The organism is Bradyrhizobium genosp. L (assembly GCF_015624485.1).
Taxonomy (GTDB): Bacteria; Pseudomonadota; Alphaproteobacteria; order Rhizobiales; family Xanthobacteraceae; genus Bradyrhizobium.
Genome location: NZ_CP061378.1, coordinates 1,234,431 through 1,251,045, shown reverse-complemented (window position 1 = coordinate 1,251,045; position 16,615 = coordinate 1,234,431). Strand labels below are relative to the sequence as shown.

Below are 16,615 nucleotides of genomic sequence, written 5' to 3'. Positions count from 1 at the left end.
CTTGACCTGAACCTGCGGCTTGGGATCGATGATGCAATTCGAGTTCTTGCTGGAACAGGTGGTCAACGGCCTCGTGCTCGGAGGTTACTACCTCTTGATCGCGCTTGGGCTGTCGCTGATCTTCAGCGTCGGCGGCATCGTCAATCTCGCGCATGGTGCGTTTTATGCGCTCGGCGCCTATGTCTCGGTCGAGATCACCCGCGCGCTCGGCTTCGGTGCGGCGATCGTGCTGTCGCCGGTCGCGGTCGCGCTGCTCGGCATCCTGTTCGAGCGCTTCATCCTGCGCCGCTTCTACGCTCAGGACCCGATCCTGAGCCTGCTCGTCACCTTCGGCCTCGCCATGGTTGCCGAGCAGGCGATCCGCATGATCTGGGGCGCGGCACCGTTGTCGGCGTCGATCCCGCCCGCGTTCCGCGGCTCGATCATCGTCGGCGACTTCCTGTTCTCGCGCTATCGCCTGCTGATCCTCGGCGTCGTCGCGGCCGTGCTGCTCGGCGTCTGGCTGCTGCTGCACAAGACCTCGTTCGGCCGCGTGGTGCGCGCCGGCATCCAGCGGCCGGACATGGTGGCGGCGCTCGGCATCCGCCTGCAGCCCTACATGACGGGGATCGTGATGCTCGGTGTCGGCATGGCCGCGCTCGGCGGCGCGTTCTTCGCGCCGATCAGCATCGTGCATCCGGCGATGGGCGCCGAGATCATCACGGTCGCCTTCGTCGTCGTCGTCATCGGCGGCCTCGGCAGCTTCTGGGGCGTCGTGCTCGCGGCATTGCTGGTCGGCGTCACCAGGGGCATCACCATCCATTTCGCGCCGGCCGCGGGCGAGGCCTCGATCTACATCCTGATGTTTCTGGTGCTGATGCTGCGGCCGCGCGGCCTGCTCGGCGAGCGCATCGAGAAGTTCGAATGACGGTCACCGCAGCCGAGAAATATCGCCCGCTCCTGCTGGCCGTGCTGGGGGTGATCGCGCTGCCGTTCGTGCTGCGTGCGCTCGGGCTGTCGCTGAACAGCGGCACCATGGTGGTGGCGCTCGCGGTCGCGGCGATGGGCCTCAACCTCTGTATCGGCTACACCGGCCTGGTCTCGTTCGGCCACGGCACCTGGTTCGGCATCGGCGCCTACGCCGCCGCGCTGATCCAGCTGCATTACTTCCCCGGCGAGATCTGGCTGCCGCTGCTGCTGGCGACGGCCGTGGTCGCGGTGGCGGCGAGCCTGATCGGCGTCATCATCCTGCGCCGGCGCGGCGTCTATTTCTCGCTGCTGACCCTGGCACTGGCGGCACTGACCTACACCACCGCATTCCGCTGGAGCGCCCTGACCGGCGGCGAGGACGGGCTCGGCGGATTGAAGCGCGGCCGGCTCGGCCCGCTCAATCTCGACGACGCGCTGACCTACTACGTCGTCGTCGCGCTGATCGCGCTCGGCGTGCTCTATCTCCTGATCCGCCTGGTGCGCTCGCCGTTCGGCCATGTGCTGGTCGCGATCCGCGAGAACGCGATGCGGGCGCGCTTCCAGGGCTTTCCGGTCGAGCGCTACAAGCTCGCGGTGTTCGTGATCTCGGCGGTGGTCACCGGGCTCGCGGGCGCCCTGGTCGGCTTCCAGAACTATCTGGTGTCGGCGGAGGCGGTCTCGGTGCCGTTCTCCGGCGAGCTGCTTGCCATCGTCGTGATCGGCGGCATGCGCAATTTGCTGGGACCGGCGCTCGGCGCGCTGTTCTTCATCCTGTTCCGCGAGCTGTTCTCGATCTGGACGCCGAACTGGCTGTTGTGGTTCGGGCTGATCTTCGTCGGCTTCGTGATGTATTCGCCCGGCGGCCTGGTCGGCGTCTGGTCGCAGCTTGCGCGCCGGCTGTGGCCCGCGCCCGAGGAGGCTGCCGCGATGAGCCGGCGCAAGACCTATGACGGCCTGCCGTTGCCCGGTTTCCTGATCCCGGACGCCCGCGTCGGCACCGTACTGGAGGTCGCAGGCGTCGCCAAATCCTTCGGCGGCATCCGCGCGGTCTCGAACGCGAGCCTGAAGATCGCCGCCGGCGAGATCCACGCATTGATCGGCCCGAACGGCGCCGGCAAGACCACGCTGTTCAACCTGGTGTCCGGCCTCTATCCGACCGACAGCGGCACGATCAGCCTCAACGGCCACGAGATCCAGGGCACGCCCTCGGAGCTGATCTGCCACCGGGGCCTGGCGCGCTCGTTCCAGATCACCAATCTGTTCAAGGGACTGTCGATCTACGAGAATCTGCGGTTGTCGCGCCAGGCGCAGCATCCGAGGCGGCTCGATCTCTGGCGCGATATCGACAGCTATGCGGACATCCACGCCGAGACCGCAGCGCTGGTGAAATTCTTAGGCCTCGAAGGCATCGAGAGCATCGAGGGCGGCGAGCTCTCCTATGGCGGGCAGCGGCTGGTCGATCTCGGCATCGCGCTCGGCTCGAGGCCGAAAGTGCTTTTGCTCGACGAGCCGCTCGCGGGCCTTGCCGCCGCCGAGCGCGAGCGGGTCTCGAACCTGATCCGGTCGGTGGCAACCAAGGTCCCGGTCCTGATCGTCGAGCACGACATCGACCGCGTGCTCGGCTTCTCGCACAATGTCACGGTGATGAACCAGGGCGAGGTGCTGATGACGGGGTCGCCGGCCGCGGTGCGCGCCGACCGCCGGGTGCAGGAGATCTACACCGGCTCGGGCATTCCGCCGGTCGCGCATGTCCGCAGCACGGATGTGGCCGTCGACGCTGCGCCGTTGCTGCGCGTCGAACGCGTCAACAGCTTCTATGGCAAGAGCCACATCCTGCATGATGCGAGCTTCGACGTGCGCGAGCATGAGATCGTCGCCTTGCTCGGCCGCAACGGCGCCGGCAAGTCGACGCTGCTCAAGACGCTTTCCGGCCTGGTGCCGCTGGCATCCGGCAGCGTCGTGTTCGACGGCCGCGACATCTCGCGGCTTGCTGCGCCCGATATCGCCCGCCTCGGCATCGGCTACGTGCCGCAGGGGCGCGGCCTGTTCGCCGGCATGACGGTGCGCGAGAATCTGGCGCTCGGGCGCCTCGCCCGCGCCACCGACGGCAGAACCGGCGTGGTCTGGAGCGAGGCCGAGATCCTCGCGCATTTCCCGCGGCTGAAGGCGCGCATGGACGTCGCGGCCGATTATCTCTCCGGCGGCGAGCAGCAGATGGTCGCGGTCGCGCGCGCGCTGTCGGGCAATGTCCGGCTGCTGCTGCTCGACGAGCCGTTCGAGGGCCTGGCGCCGGCCGTGATCCTCGACCTGTTCAAGGTGTTCGATCGCTTGCGCGAGAAAATCTCGATCGTGATCGTCGAGCACAATCTCGATCTCGTGCTGGCGCTCGCCGACCGCGTGTTCGCGCTGGAGCGCGGCGCGGTGTTCCACGAGGGGCCGGCCAGCCAGCTGCTGGTCGACCTCGACTACCGCAAGAAGGTGCTTTGGCTGTGAGGGCGTGCGGCGGCCTTGATGTGAGGAACCCACCGGCGGGTAGATTCCTTCCCCCGGACGCGCGTGCTCACCTCACACGCAAGACATGCTCGTTCCTCACTCCGCGCCCGAGCCGCCTTGCACGATCTTCTCGTTGAGCTTCTGATCGACGGTCTCGACCGTGCGGTCGATCTCGGCGCTGGGCGCGCCGAGCTGATGCGAGATCAGCTTTACCAGCAGGTCGACGCGCTCGATGAAGGGTGCGCCGGCCGCCACCGCGCGGGCCGCCGATGACGGCTTCAGCAGGCTCTCCGCCGCCTTGGCGTATTTGGCGAACGGCACCTGGTCGGCGGGGTCGGCGCCGAGCTGCCGCGCAATGCCATCGACGTGGTCGTAGATCGCTTGCGAGCGGGTGAGATCGCCATGCACGGCGTCGCGGATCGACAGCGGCTCCGTCGGCGTGATGCAGCGGTAGTTGCCGGTGAGCAGCATCGACCATTTCGCCAGCGGCACGAACAGTGAGTCGAATACTTTCAGCTTCACCGGAACGTCCTGGCCGTCCAGCGTCACCGCGTCGATGTCGGCCTCGAGCTCGCGCAGCACCTTGTTGTGCCTGTCGTCGGCGAAGACGGAGGCCTTGAAATTGGTCGGCAGGCCGACATGCAGCACGTTGGCCTTCTCCTCCGGCGGGCGGAACGCCTGCGGATCGGGCGAGCACAGCGTCACCAGTCCCGGCTCGAAGCGCTCCCACACCTGGGCGTTGGTATAGGCCTCTTCGAGGTCCATGCCGGCGAGCGCTGGAATCCGCTTCAGATAGGGCAAGGGCGGCATGTTCATGATCGACAGGCAGGGCAGCTTCGCCGCCGCGATCTTGATCATCAGCACGCGAACCGTGTGGTTGGTGTATTGCGGCTCCTGCATCGCGAGCGCGACCATGTCGTAGCGCGACACGTCGACATCGCCGGGCGTCACGGCGTCGAGCTTGCCCGGCAGCTCGCGCGAGACAATCGAACGATGCGTCTTCTCGTCGCGCAGCTTGATCCGCACCTCGGTGCCGTCGCGATTGATCAGCTCCGCGGTGTTCTTCCGGCAAACCAGGGTCACGTTGTGACCGGCCATCAAAAGCTTGGTCCCCAGCAGGGAGCCGTAGGAGGCCCCCAAGATCAGAATGTTGCGCGCCATGCTCTCTCTCTTGGAAATGCCATCCGCCCGGATGGCAGCCTGCCGTGGTGTATGGTATACCAGCGTCTATCGCAGATCGACAAGCGCGTGCCAAGAGGATTATCTCCCGGATTATCTCGTCGATCGTCTCTTGGATTATCTCGCGGATGGGAATTTCGTTCCGCGGTTCGGGAAGGGCACCGGGGCTTGCAAGTCGCTGAGCTGACAGATCGGGCTGAAGAGATCCTCGTCGCTGCGTCCCGGCTGTTCGCTCGCCACTCCTACGCCAATGTGACGATGGAGCAGGTCGCGGCGGCGGTGCAGGCGGTACCGGGCGCGCTGTATCACCACTTTCGCGACAAGGACGACCTGATCTTCCATTGCTATCTGCGCGGCCTTGCGACCTACCGGCGCGAGATCGAAGCCGCGGCGGAGCCCGGCATCGACGGGCTCGAGATCGTCAGGCGCTTCGTGCGCGGCCGGCTCAGGCCCGAGGGCCGGCGCATGATCCTGTTCACCGATATCGACGCCCTTGCCGCGCCATACCGCAACGAGGTGCACGAACAGCGCTGGCAGAATGTCACGCTGCTCGCCGATATCCTGGCGCGCGGCGTGGCCGACGGCTCGATCGCATGCGACGAACCGCAGCTCACGGCGGTGGCCCTGATCTCGATCCTCGACTGGGTGCCGTTCTGGTTCTCCGAGCGCGACTATTACACGCGCCAGCAGGCGATCGACGGCATCGACGACATCATCGCCCACGGCGTGTACCGGCGCGACATCGCCGTGCCCGACATGCCGCAGCCGCCCAGTCTTGCGCCCTTCCTCGAAGCCCGCGCCGCCCTGAGCAAGCGCGCGGCGAAGTTCGACAGGATGCTTTCAATCGCCTCCGACAGCTTCAACCGGCGCGGCGCGATGGGCACGTCGCTGGAGAGCATCGCGGCGGACGCGGACATGACGCGGGCCGGCATCTACTATCATTTCAGCGAAAAGGAGAGCCTGCTGCTCGCCTGCCTGCAGCGCGGGCTCAACAACGAGGTCGGCATCCGCGAACATCTGCAGCAGCAAAACCTGGAAGCCTTCGATCACATGGTGCAGCGAATCCGTCTGCTGCTGATGCTGCACGACACGCCATGCGGCCCGAAGACCACCTATCACAACATCAACTATCTCAGGGATGCCGACCAGAAGGCCTATGTTGCGCAGGTGCTGGCGACGATCCGGCTCGACCAGAACAGCTATCAGCGCTGGATCGACCAGCGTCGCTTCCGCCGCATCGACACCTATTTCGCCGAACGTATCCTCACCGGAATGGGCCACTGGTATCCGATCTGGTTCAAGGGCAAGCGCAATTGGACGCCGCTGCAGATCGCCGATCATTACGCGCGGCTGTTTCTCCTCGGCATCAAGCCGCGCCATCGTCCCGTCTAAGGCCGTCGCCCGCGCCGATACCTCGCAAACATTGACGTCAAATTCAACAACGGAGCTGGTAGCCTGATGTTGGGCGAGACCTTCGGGCGCAAGTCCTCCGTTGAAACTTGACATCATATTCGATTTCTGTTGATTCCGTGGAAAAGGCAGCAACGATCTGCCGCGGGCGATTTGCCCGTTGACACGAAGCGCTGCAAGGCGCCGCCGAAACGGAGGACCGCGAAGGAATTTGAGCCGGCAGCTATGGCTGAAGCGCATCCAGACATCCTGGATGTCGAGCCTCGACGATCGCGGCCGTGGCCGGCGCGAACGCGAACCGGACGATCAACCCGTGCCGGCGTGGATCCTTTGAAACTCAGATCATCTCGACCGAGGGCATTTTTCCCGGACCTCGGCGCCCGCGAATACGCATGCATATGCTTTGCCAGGCCGGACCGAACCGTACCGCGGAAAATGCCGACGCGCATCTCGAGCGCAGGCACGAGGCGGAAGCAACGGAGCAATGCGCGGCGCTGACGGCGTTGCGGCGCTTTGGCAGTTGAGCTTACGAGACGTCTTCAATATTGAAGCGCAATTGGAAATGAACAAAAGGAGGAAACAGGATGCATAAACTGATCGTCGCTGCCGCGGCCGCGCTGACGATGCTGGGAGGAACAGCATACGCTCAGGACTCGCTCAAGATCGGTTACATCGATCCGCTTTCCGGCGGCGGCGCCAGCGTCGGTGAAGGCGGCCTGAAGACCTTCCAGTATCTGGCCGACGAATTGAATGCCAAGGGCGGCATCCTCGGCCACAAGGTCGAGATCGTCCCGCTCGACAACAAGACCAATCCGCAGGAAAGCCTCGTCCAGGCCCAAAAGGCGGTCGACGCCGGCATCCGCTACATCACGCAGGGCAACGGCTCGTCGGTCGGCGCTGCGCTCGAGGATTTCGTCACCAAGAACAATTCGCGCAACCCCGGCAAGGAACTGCTCTACTTCAACTACGCCGCGGTCGATCCGAGCATGACCAACGAGAAGTGCAGCTACTGGCATTTCCGCTGGGACGCGAACTCGGACATCAAGATGGAAGCGCTGACCAACTACATGAAGGGCCAGTCGTCCATCAAGAAGATCTATCTGATCAACATGGACTATTCTTTCGGCCAGTCGGTGCGTACCACGGCGCGCAAGATGCTGGGCGAAAAGCGGCCGGATATCCAGATCGTCGGCGACGAATTGCACCCGATGCTCAAGGTCACCGACTTCTCGCCCTACATCGCCAAGATCAAGGCGTCCGGCGCCGATACCGTCGTGACCGGCAATTGGGGCCAGGACTTCGCGCTGCTGTTGAAGGCGGCGGCCGACGCCGGCCTCAAGGTCAACTGGTACACCTATTATGCCGGCGGCGCCGGTGGGCCGACCGCGATCAAGCAGACCGGTCTCGATGGCCAGGTGTTCCAGATCAGCGAAGGCGTTCCGAACTCCGGCAACAAGGCGGCGATGGATTTCGAGAAGGACTTCCGCGCCAAGACCGGCATCTCCGTGTGGTATCCGCGCGCGGTCAACGAGATGCGGATGTTCAAGGCGGCCGCCGAGAAGGCCAACTCGATCGATCCGCTGAAGGTCGCGGCCGCGCTCGAAGGCATGAAGTTCGACGTGTTCGACGGCGGTGACGGGTTGATGCGCAAGGACGACCACCAGTTCTTCCAGCCGATCGTCATCTCCTCGTTCGGCTCGCTGGCCGACAAGACCAAGGAGCCCTACGACGAGGAGAACACCGGCTGGGGCTGGCATATCGTCTCCAAGATCGACACTGCGCAGACGATGCTTCCGACCACCTGCAACATGAAGCGGCCCTGATCGGTCGCTTGCGTCACGCCTCCGCAACCCCAGGGGTTGCGGAGGCGCTGTTCAGCCGGCAACGCGTGCGATGCCGGCATCATATCGTTCAACGGGTCTTTGCGCGTGAATCGTTCGGGTCTCAAACGGGTGCACCGTGGCTGAATTGATCGTCATCTCGACGCTCAACGGCGTCTTGTTCGGCATGCTGCTGTTCCTGCTGTCGAGCGGCCTCACCGTCATCTTCAGCATGATGGGCGTGCTCAACTTCGCGCATGCCAGCTTCTACATGCTCGGCGCCTTCTTCGGCTTTCAGCTGACCCGCTGGATCGGCTTCTGGCCGGCGCTGGTGATCGCGCCGCTGCTGGTCGGCGCGGTCGGCATGGCGGTCGAGCGCTACGGCCTGCGCAACACCCACAAGCACGGCCACGTCGCCGAATTGCTGCTGACCTTCGGCCTCGCGTTCGCGATCGAAGAGATCGTCTCGATGATCTGGGGCAAGAGCCCGGTCGACTATCGGGTTCCGGCGGCACTCGACTTTCCGGCCTTCACGGTGTTCTCCACCAATTACCCGGCCTACAAGATCTTCATGCTGGTGATCTCGGTCGTGATCTTCGTGACGCTGCTGGTCACCCTGAAGAAGACGCGCGTCGGCCTCATCGTGCAGGCCGCGCTGACCCATCCGAGCATGGTCGGCCATCTCGGCCACAATGTCGGACGCGTCTTCATGCTGGTATTCGGCGTCGGCAGCGCGCTCGCGGGCCTTGCCGGCGTGATCGCCGGCCCCTCGCTGGTGACGCAGTCCGACATGGCGGCGCTGCTCGGGCCGATCCTGTTCGTCGTCATCGTGTTCGGCGGCCTCGGCTCGCTGCCCGGCGCCTTCATCGCCTCGCTCCTGATCGGGCTGATCCAGACCTTTGCGGTCGCGCTCAATGGTTCGCTGGCCAGCGTGTTCGGTCCGCTCGATCCGAGCCTCGGCCCCTCGCCGCTCACCGACATCTGGAACGTCACGATCGCGCAGATCGCGCCGATCCTGCCCTATCTGCTGCTGGTGCTGGTCCTGATCTTCCGCCCCATGGGCCTATTGGGGACGCGCGAGTCATGAGCAACGCCGCCACTCCCGCCGTGACGAAGGATCAATCCGGCGGCGCGCTGAGCTTCTACGGCGTCTGGCTGATTGCAGCGGCCTTGCTCGTCGTGCTGCCGCTGGTGTTCTCCTCCGGCGGCTCGCTGACCTCGTTCAGCCTGATCGGCATCTCGATCATCTTCGCGCTGTCCTACAACATCCTGCTCGGCCAGACCGGGCTTTTGTCGTTCGGGCACGCCGTGCAATACGGTCTCGGCGGCTTCCTCGCCGTCCACATGATGAATGCGGCCGCCAATCACAACTGGCCGATCCCGCTGCCGCTGATCCCGCTGGCCGGCGGCGTCGGCGGCATGGCGTTCGCGTTGCTGGTCGGCTGGGTCATGACCAAGCGCGCCGGCACCGTGTTCGCGATGATCTCGCTCGGCATCGGCGAGCTGGTCGCCTCCTCGTCGCTGATCCTGCGCAGCGTGTTCGGCGGCGAATCCGGCATCACCACCGACCGCACCTCGCTGTTACCGCTGTTCGGCTGGACGTTTGGGCCGCAGCTTCAGGTCTACTATCTGATCGCGTTCTGGGTGATGGTGTCGGCGATCGCGATGTATGCGCTGACCCGCACGCCGCTCGGGCGCATCTGCAACGCAGTGCGCGACAATCCGGAACGCGTCGAGTTCATCGGTTACGATCCGCACGTGGTGCGCTATCTCGCCTACATGTTCGCCGGCTTCTTCGCCGGCATCGCCGGCGGACTCACCGCGATCAATTTCGAGATCGCCAACTCCGCCTATCTCGGCGCGACGCAGTCGGGCCTCGTGCTGTTCGCCGCCTTCATCGGCGGCACCGCCTATTTCTTCGGGCCGATTTTAGGCGCCATCCTGGTGACCTATCTGCAACTCGGGCTGACCAACGTCACCTCGGTGTGGCAGCTCTATTTCGGCATCATCTTCATCGGCATCGTGATGTTCGCACCGGGCGGCATCGCGGGGCTCTTGATGAAGCACCGACCGCTGATCCGCGCCGGCACACTCGGCACGGTGATCCCGTCCTACCTGGTCGCGGCGATCCCGACGCTGGCGCTGGTGCTCGGCATCATCCTGACCATCGAAACCGTCGCGCGCTTTTCGGGCGGCGAAGGCGGCGGCAACGTCGTCAATCTCGTCGGCATCCCCTTCGCAGCAACTGCGCCGACCACCTGGGCAGCCGCTGCGATTCTCCTCGTCGGCGGCTTCCTGATCGCACGTATCACCTGGCGACGCGTCGCGGAGGCCTGGGATCGTGCCGCGACGGTAGCCCGTGATCGGGGGTATCTCGCATGACATCCGCGATCGAAGTCAAAGCCGTCGAAAAGCGCTTCGGCAATGTCGGCATCATCCGCGACCTCAATCTGAGCGTCGCCAAGGGCGAACGCCACGCCATCATCGGCCCGAACGGCGCCGGCAAGTCGACGACGTTCAATCTGATCAGCGGCCACATCAAGCCGACCTCGGGTGAGATCCGGCTCAACGGCGACGTCATCTCCGGCCTGCGCCCGTTCGAGATCAACCGCCGTGGCCTGTCGCGCTCGTTCCAGGTCACCAACGTGTTCGCCCGCATGACGGTGTGGGAGAACGTCCGCTGCGCCGTGCTGTGGGCGACCGGCCACCGCTACGCATTCTGGAAGAACGTCGACAATCTGCCCGAGGTGAAGCAACGCACCGCGCAGATCCTCGACGACATCCATCTGACCCACCGCCGCGACGTGCCGGCGGGGCTTCTGACCTATGCCGAGCAGCGCGAGCTCGAGATCGGCATCACCATCGCCGGCGGCGCCAATGTCATCATGCTGGACGAGCCGACCGCGGGCATGAGCCATGCCGAGACCGACCGCGCCGTCGCGCTGATCCGCCGCCTCACCGAGGGCCGCACGCTCGTCATCGTCGAGCACGACATGAGCGTGGTGTTCGGCCTCGCCGACCGGATCTCGGTCCTGGTCTACGGCCACATCATCGCATCAGGCACCCCCGAGGAAATCCGCGGCAATCCGAAGGTCAAGGAAGCCTATCTCGGCGAGGAGGTCGACTGATGCTCGAGGTCAGGAATCTTCACGCCTATTACGGCAAGAGCCACATCCTGCAGGGCGTCGATCTCGACATCGCGGCCGGCGAGGTCGTGAGCCTGCTCGGCCGCAACGGCGTCGGCCGCTCCACCACGGTCAAGGCGATCATGGGCGAAGTGCCGCCGCAGGGCACGATCCGCTTCAAGGGCCAGGATATCGCCGGTCTCCCGAGCCACAAGATCGCCCGCCTCGGCCTCGGATATGTGCCCGAGCATCGCGACATCTTCCCGGGCCTGACGGTTCGCCAGAACCTGATCCTCGGCATCAAGGATCCGCGCCGCCCCGGCAAGTGGCGGCTGCAGGACATGCTCGACATGTTTCCCAATCTCGCCGCGCGCGCCGACACGCCGGCCGGCGTTCTCTCCGGCGGCGAGAAGCAGATGCTGACGACCTGCCGCACCCTGCTCGGCGACCCCGAATTGATGATGATCGACGAGCCGACCGAAGGCCTCGCGCCGCTGATCGTGCAGCAGGTCGGCGAACTGATCGCGACAATCGCCAAGGCCGGCGTTGCCATCCTGCTGGTCGAGCAGAAGCTCTCGATCGCGATGAAGATCTCGAACCGCCTCTACATCATGGGCCACGGCCGCGTCGTGTTCGAAGGCACGCCCGAGCAGCTCAAGTCCAACGCGGCCGTTCGCGAGGAATGGCTCGAGGTGTGAGCCGCGCGTTTTCTCAGCGTAGACCGGTTATCACTTCGCTCGAAATGCTCCGGCCCTTGCGTCAGAAGGTAAAGAGCACGGACGCGTACCAGGAATATCGATCGGTTTCGTCGGCGTTCTCAATCCCGCGCCTGACATAGCCCAGCAGATGATAGTTGTCGGTCAGGTCGTAACGCCATCCGACGCCGAGGCTGGTCGAAGCGGGCGTCCCCTGGGAGTCGGCGGTTTGATGGAACAGTTCGGCGCCGATCTGAAGCTTGGGCAGGAGCTGATACGCCACCACCGCGCCGGCCTGACAGAAATTCGCGGCGCGGATCTCGTTGAAGGTGCAGCCGCCGCCGCCGAAAGCGGACCAGCCCTTGCCGAAATCCTTCTGGACCCAGATCGGCAGCAACAATGACGCGTGATTGTCTCCGACAATCTCCGATCCGCTCGGCAGGAACACGCGCGGGAACACACTGACATCCAGTCCGAACGTGTCCTGATGCAGGAAGCGGTATTTCGCGGCGAGCTCGACATTGCCGAGGCCGACATGCGTGCCGCCTTGCATTGCGTCGGCATAGCCTGCCGGCAACGTCGCGGTGAGCTGGAGGTCAGGCGCTGCGCCATAATTGAAGTCAATCCCGGCCTCACCCGCCGTACCCGCGCGCGTGTTGGTGCCGTTCGCGAACGTATAGATCTCGAAATGGCCGGTATCGGTCGGTTCGGGGTCGTCCGCGACGAAGGGCGGTCCCGCCGCCGCCGGCCGCACGAGCAGCGCAAGCAAGACGATCGCCGCCGATACCGAACCAACCAGCACTGCGCATCGTCCGGGCATGCCACTCGCAACATTCTGACTTGCATTGATGTAGCATATACTACATCAATCGACACCGAGTTTATTCTACTACAAGGCGGAATGATGGTCGTGAAAGCCGGAACCGGCGCAGCCTCGGGCGAGTTCGACCGCAGGCTTGCGCAGGCGAAGCCGCAGCTTGCCGCGACCGGGTTGCGCGTCGCCAAATTCATCGACGAGAACCGGCAGGTCGTGCTGGCGAGTTCCGCCGCCGCGCTCGGCGCGCGGATCGGAACCTCCGACGCCACGGTGCTCCGGACGGTCCAGAGCCTCGGCTTCACCAGCCTCGCCCATCTCAAGGCGGCCATCCTCACATCCGGCGCGAGTTCGACGCCGGCCGACGACATGCGGCGGACGCTGGTCGATATCGAAAAGAGCACCGGCAAGGCGCTCAACGGCATCCTGCAGGCGCATGCCGAAGGTCTCGCCGTCCTGCAATCGGCAAAGTGCCGTGCGCAGATGACCGCTGCGGTGCGGCTGCTCGACGGCGCCGCGCGCATCGTGGTGTTCGGCATCGGCCCCTCGTCGGCGCTCGCGGCCTATGTCGCGATGCTGCTGTCACGCAGCGGCCGGCGCAGCCGCACGATCAGCGCAACCGGGTCGATGCTGGCCGATCAACTGCTCGACCTGCGCGCGGGCGACGCGCTGTTGATCCTCGCCTATGGCCGCCTCTATCGCGAAGTGAAGGCGGTGTTCGCGGAGGCGAAAGCGCTCGGCCTTCCGAGCGTCCTGATTACCGAGGCAGACGACACGCCGCTGGCGAAGCTCGCGGACATCTCCGTGGCGATTCCCCGCGGCCGTCCCGGCCGGATCGCACTGCACGGCGCAACGCTCGTCGGCCTCGAAGCTTTCGTGCTCTCGCTCGCCGCCGCCAATCCGGATGCGGCGCTGGCTTCGCTCGATAACCTCAACCGTCTGAGGCGTGCGACCGAGACGCAGGTCAAGAGCGAGAAGACCTTTCAGGGGCAGGCTGGACGAAAGCGAAGGAATCCCGCATGGACCAGGACATCGAAACAAGCAAGGTTCCGGAAGTCACGCTGATCTTTTGGATCATCAAGATCCTCGCCACGACACTTGGCGAGACCGGCGGCGACGCCGTGTCGATGTCCATGAATCTCGGCTACGCGGTCGGCAGCGCGATCTTCATCGGCATCTTCGTCGCCGCTGTCGTCGCCCAGATCATGGTCCGCAAGTTCCATCCATCCCTGTACTGGTTCGTCGTCGTCGCCACCACCACGGCCGGCACCACCATGGCCGACTTCGCCGACCGGTCGCTTGGCATCGGCTATCCAGGCGGATCGTCGCTGCTGTTCGCGTTGCTGATGGTCTCGCTCGGGCTCTGGTACCGGTCCGAGGGATCGGTCTCCGTCAACACGGTGTCGACGCCGCGGGTCGAGACGTTCTATTGGGTCGCAATCCTGTTTTCCCAGACCCTTGGCACCGCGCTCGGCGACTGGATGGCCGACACCAACGGCCTCGGCTATGAGGGCGGCGCGCTGGTGTTCGGGAGCGGGCTCGTCGTGATCGCCGCAGCCTATTTCTTCACGTCGCTGTCGCGGACCCTGCTATTCTGGGCCGCCTTCATTCTGACCCGGCCGCTGGGCGCAACCCTCGGCGACCTGCTCGACAAGCCCCACGCCAATGGCGGTCTCGCCTTCAGCCGCTATTACGCATCGGCGATCCTGGCAGCGCTCATCATCGCGTGCGTGGCGCTGCTGCCGCAGCGGGCCGGCACTCATTCTGGCAAGCCCGAAACGACCCGCACCTAGAGCGTTTTCGAGCGAAGTGGACACCGGTTCGCGTCAAGAAAACGCGTCAAAGCAAGCATCTGGAGTTCGGTTCTGATGGGATCAGAACCGAGCCGACGGAAAGGACGATCCCGTGAAGACGATCCATCTCCCCGCACTGGGACCACGCTATTGGACAGCGCTTTGCATCGCGAGCATCTTCGGCGCCAATATGGGCGACTTCTTTGCCCATAATCTCGGCCTCGGCCACGTCGCCGGCCTGCCGTTCCTGGCGCTTGCGCTCGTCCTCGTGCTGGCGGCCGAACGCTTCGACGGCATGCGGCACCAGGTCTATTACTGGTGCGCCATCATCATCGTGCGCACCGCGGCCACGAATTTCGCGGACTTCGCCGCGGGCGATCTGAAGCTGCCGCGCCTCTGGGTCATGGTCGCCTTGGCAATCCTGCTGGCCGGCGCCATCGGGCTCAGTTGGCAATTCGTCTGGCGGCAACGTGCCGACAAGTCGGACGAGGTGTTGTGTGCCGACCTCGGCTACTGGATCTGCATGTTCCTCGCGGGCACGCTGGGTACCGAGATCGGCGACTATTGCTCGCATAACCTGAAATTGGACGACGGCGGCGCGGCAGTCCTGCTGTGCCCGGTGGTAGCCGTCCTGTTCATCGCCGGACGAGAGGGGTGGCTTCTCCTGCTGCCGGTTTACTGGACGACGGTGGTCGCCATCAGGGCCGCGGGCACGGCCGTCGGCGACTACCTTTCGGCTCGAGGCATGCTTGGTTTGCCCCTGAGCACGCTTGCCACCGGAGTTCTGTTCGTTGTTCTCCTGATCGTGTGGAAGGAACAACCGAGAACTGAAAACGCAGTTGCAACCACGTGATATCGCCGCATCCCGCCATTCGCGAGGAATGGCTGGAACATGCGACGCACGCCGGCTCCGTCATTGCGCGGGGCGGCTCGGCGCCGAATTGATCGCGACGCTTTCCTTGTAGGCCGGCCGGGCCGTGAGACGCTCCAGATAGGGGTTCGCGATATCGCAGACCCCGACACCGTAATCGATCGCCCAGACGAGGCAGGTCGTCAGCAGGATATCCGCGCTGGTGAACTGGTCGCCCATCAGATATTGGCGGCCATCCGACAGCGCGACTTCGACATGCCGGAGCTGCTGGCGGAAATATTCCGCGGCCTGTCCGACCACATCGGGCGCATGGCCATAGATATGTGCAAGGCCCTTCAACCCGTGGCGGCGCATGACATAGAGGCTGGTCGAGTCCAGTTCGGCCACGATGAAGAAGCACCATTCCAGCCAGCGCGCGAAATCGCGCTCCTCGAAAGGGACGAGCGAAACATCCGGGTTGGAATAGTGTCGCGCCAGATAGGCCACGATGGCGGCGCTCTCACCGATCGTGAAGTCGCCGTCCTGCAGCAGCGGAATCTTCTGCCGAGGATTGAGCAAGGTGTATTCCGGCGTCTTGGTCTCGCCCGAGCGCGGCAGGATCGGCTTGCAGCGATACTCGAGGCCGAGTTCACGCAATGCCCAATGCGCCCGGATCGTCCGCGATGTCCCGACGCCCCATAACGTCAGCGTATCCGGCATGGCCTCACCATTTCTCGACCGACGGACGCAGGTCCAGTTCAAAGCTCCAGCCGTCGCGGCTCTGCTGGTGCACGAACCAATAAGCGTCCGCGATCGAGGCGGTGCGCGTCAGCGAATCCGGCGGGATCTCCGACGCATCGATGCCGCTGGCGGCCTTCATCCGCTGGTGGATCGCCGGGCTGTCGACGCCGGCATCGATCAGCAAATGCGCGACATGGATATTCTTGGGTCCGAGCTCGCGCGCCATCGCCTGCGCAACCGCCCGCAGGCCGAACTTGGCGGAGGAGAACGCCGCAAAGCCGCTGGAGCCGCGCACGCTCGCGGTCGCGCCGGTGAACAGCATGGTGCCGCGTCCATGCTTCAACATATGCCGCGTCGCCTCGCGCCCGACCAGGAAGCCGGCGAAGCAGGCGAGCTCCCAGGCCTTGAAGAACAGCTTGTCGCTGGTCTCGTGCAACTCCTTCTTGACGTTCGAGCCGGCATTGAACAGGCAGACCTCGATCGGCCCGACCTCCCGCTCGACTTTCTCGCAAAGCTCCTGCACTTCCGTCTCGCGTCGCGCATCGACGGCGAATGCCTGCACGCGGTTGCCGGCGCGCGTCAACTCGGCGACCAGTTCGCTCGACTTCGCCGGATCGCGGCGCGCGATGCAAACCGAATAGCCGCCCGCGGCGAAGCGACGCGCGACCGCGGCTCCGATCGCATCACCGGCGCCGACCAGAAGTGCGGCCTTGTTGGTCTCGACCATCGGACATCTCCCACCGACTG

General features: G+C 64.8%; 16 protein-coding genes. 12 read left to right on the top strand and 4 right to left on the bottom strand.

Annotation, left to right across the window (positions count from 1 at the left end):
- Positions 1 to 31 precede the first annotated feature (31 nt).
- Positions 32 to 907 (top strand): branched-chain amino acid ABC transporter permease, encoded by an 876-nt coding sequence (locus tag IC762_RS05795; protein WP_195787664.1) that lies wholly within the window; start codon positions 32 to 34, stop codon positions 905 to 907.
- Positions 904 to 3,441, top strand: a complete 2,538-nt coding sequence (locus IC762_RS05790; protein WP_195787663.1) for a branched-chain amino acid ABC transporter ATP-binding protein/permease — start codon at positions 904 to 906, stop codon at positions 3,439 to 3,441. The genes IC762_RS05795 and IC762_RS05790 overlap by 4 nt, the downstream gene beginning before the upstream one ends.
- 96 nt (positions 3,442 to 3,537) lie before the next feature.
- Here the strand turns inward: IC762_RS05790 and IC762_RS05785 are convergent, their stop codons facing one another.
- Positions 3,538 to 4,602: a ketopantoate reductase family protein gene (locus IC762_RS05785; RefSeq protein WP_195787662.1), complete on the bottom strand. Its 1,065-nt coding sequence runs from the start codon at positions 4,600 to 4,602 to the stop codon at positions 3,538 to 3,540.
- Positions 4,603 to 4,788: 186 nt separating this feature from the next.
- Here IC762_RS05785 and IC762_RS05780 point away from each other — a divergent pair, with 186 nt between their 5' ends.
- The 7 genes from IC762_RS05780 (at position 4,789) to IC762_RS05750 (ending at position 11,673) form a co-directional block, all read left to right on the top strand.
- A complete protein-coding gene (locus IC762_RS05780) occupies positions 4,789 to 6,012 on the top strand; it encodes a TetR/AcrR family transcriptional regulator (RefSeq protein ID WP_246801440.1) in 1,224 nt (407 codons plus the stop codon).
- A 296-nt stretch (positions 6,013 to 6,308) separates the two neighbouring features.
- Positions 6,309 to 6,554 (top strand): hypothetical protein, encoded by a 246-nt coding sequence (locus IC762_RS05775; protein ID WP_195787661.1) that lies wholly within the window; start codon positions 6,309 to 6,311, stop codon positions 6,552 to 6,554.
- 60 nt (positions 6,555 to 6,614) lie between these two features.
- On the top strand, positions 6,615 to 7,853 hold the full coding sequence (locus IC762_RS05770; RefSeq protein WP_195787660.1) for a branched-chain amino acid ABC transporter substrate-binding protein: 1,239 nt from the start codon (positions 6,615 to 6,617) through the stop codon (positions 7,851 to 7,853).
- 136 nt (positions 7,854 to 7,989) lie between these two features.
- Entirely contained in the window at positions 7,990 to 8,937 is a 948-nt protein-coding gene (locus IC762_RS05765) for a branched-chain amino acid ABC transporter permease (protein ID WP_195787659.1), read from the top strand.
- Positions 8,934 to 10,232, top strand: coding sequence for a branched-chain amino acid ABC transporter permease (locus tag IC762_RS05760; RefSeq protein WP_195787658.1), 1,299 nt, complete (start codon positions 8,934 to 8,936; stop codon positions 10,230 to 10,232). Before IC762_RS05765 ends, IC762_RS05760 begins: the two co-directional genes overlap by 4 nt.
- A complete protein-coding gene (locus tag IC762_RS05755) occupies positions 10,229 to 10,978 on the top strand; it encodes an ABC transporter ATP-binding protein (protein WP_195787657.1) in 750 nt (249 codons plus the stop codon). Before IC762_RS05760 ends, IC762_RS05755 begins: the two co-directional genes overlap by 4 nt.
- A complete protein-coding gene (locus IC762_RS05750) occupies positions 10,978 to 11,673 on the top strand; it encodes an ABC transporter ATP-binding protein (protein ID WP_195787656.1) in 696 nt (231 codons plus the stop codon). The genes IC762_RS05755 and IC762_RS05750 overlap by 1 nt, the downstream gene beginning before the upstream one ends.
- Before the next feature lie 61 nt (positions 11,674 to 11,734).
- Here the strand turns inward: IC762_RS05750 and IC762_RS05745 are convergent, their stop codons facing one another.
- Positions 11,735 to 12,490, bottom strand: coding sequence for a transporter (locus IC762_RS05745; RefSeq protein WP_195787655.1), 756 nt, complete (start codon positions 12,488 to 12,490; stop codon positions 11,735 to 11,737).
- 90 nt (positions 12,491 to 12,580) lie between these two features.
- Here IC762_RS05745 and IC762_RS05740 point away from each other — a divergent pair, with 90 nt between their 5' ends.
- The 3 genes from IC762_RS05740 to IC762_RS05730 all read left to right on the top strand — a co-directional run bounded on the left by IC762_RS05740 (position 12,581) and on the right by IC762_RS05730 (position 15,130).
- Positions 12,581 to 13,549, top strand: coding sequence for a MurR/RpiR family transcriptional regulator (locus IC762_RS05740; RefSeq protein WP_195787654.1), 969 nt, complete (start codon positions 12,581 to 12,583; stop codon positions 13,547 to 13,549).
- Complete coding sequence (locus IC762_RS05735) at positions 13,504 to 14,277, top strand: COG4705 family protein (RefSeq protein WP_195787653.1); 774 nt, start codon at positions 13,504 to 13,506, stop codon at positions 14,275 to 14,277. The genes IC762_RS05740 and IC762_RS05735 overlap by 46 nt, the downstream gene beginning before the upstream one ends.
- 112 nt (positions 14,278 to 14,389) lie before the next feature.
- On the top strand, positions 14,390 to 15,130 hold the full coding sequence (locus tag IC762_RS05730; protein WP_195787652.1) for a hypothetical protein: 741 nt from the start codon (positions 14,390 to 14,392) through the stop codon (positions 15,128 to 15,130).
- Positions 15,131 to 15,190: 60 nt separating this feature from the next.
- On the opposite strand, the gene IC762_RS05725 is transcribed toward IC762_RS05730, so the two are convergent.
- Together IC762_RS05725 and IC762_RS05720 are read right to left on the bottom strand one after the other, a co-directional pair.
- On the bottom strand, positions 15,191 to 15,847 hold the full coding sequence (locus IC762_RS05725) for a glutathione S-transferase family protein (protein WP_195787651.1): 657 nt from the start codon (positions 15,845 to 15,847) through the stop codon (positions 15,191 to 15,193).
- A gap of 4 nt (positions 15,848 to 15,851) precedes the next feature.
- The gene (locus IC762_RS05720) at positions 15,852 to 16,595 is read right to left on the bottom strand and encodes an SDR family NAD(P)-dependent oxidoreductase (protein WP_195787650.1); all 744 of its coding nucleotides are present in this window, start codon (positions 16,593 to 16,595) and stop codon (positions 15,852 to 15,854) included.
- Positions 16,596 to 16,615 lie beyond the last annotated feature (20 nt).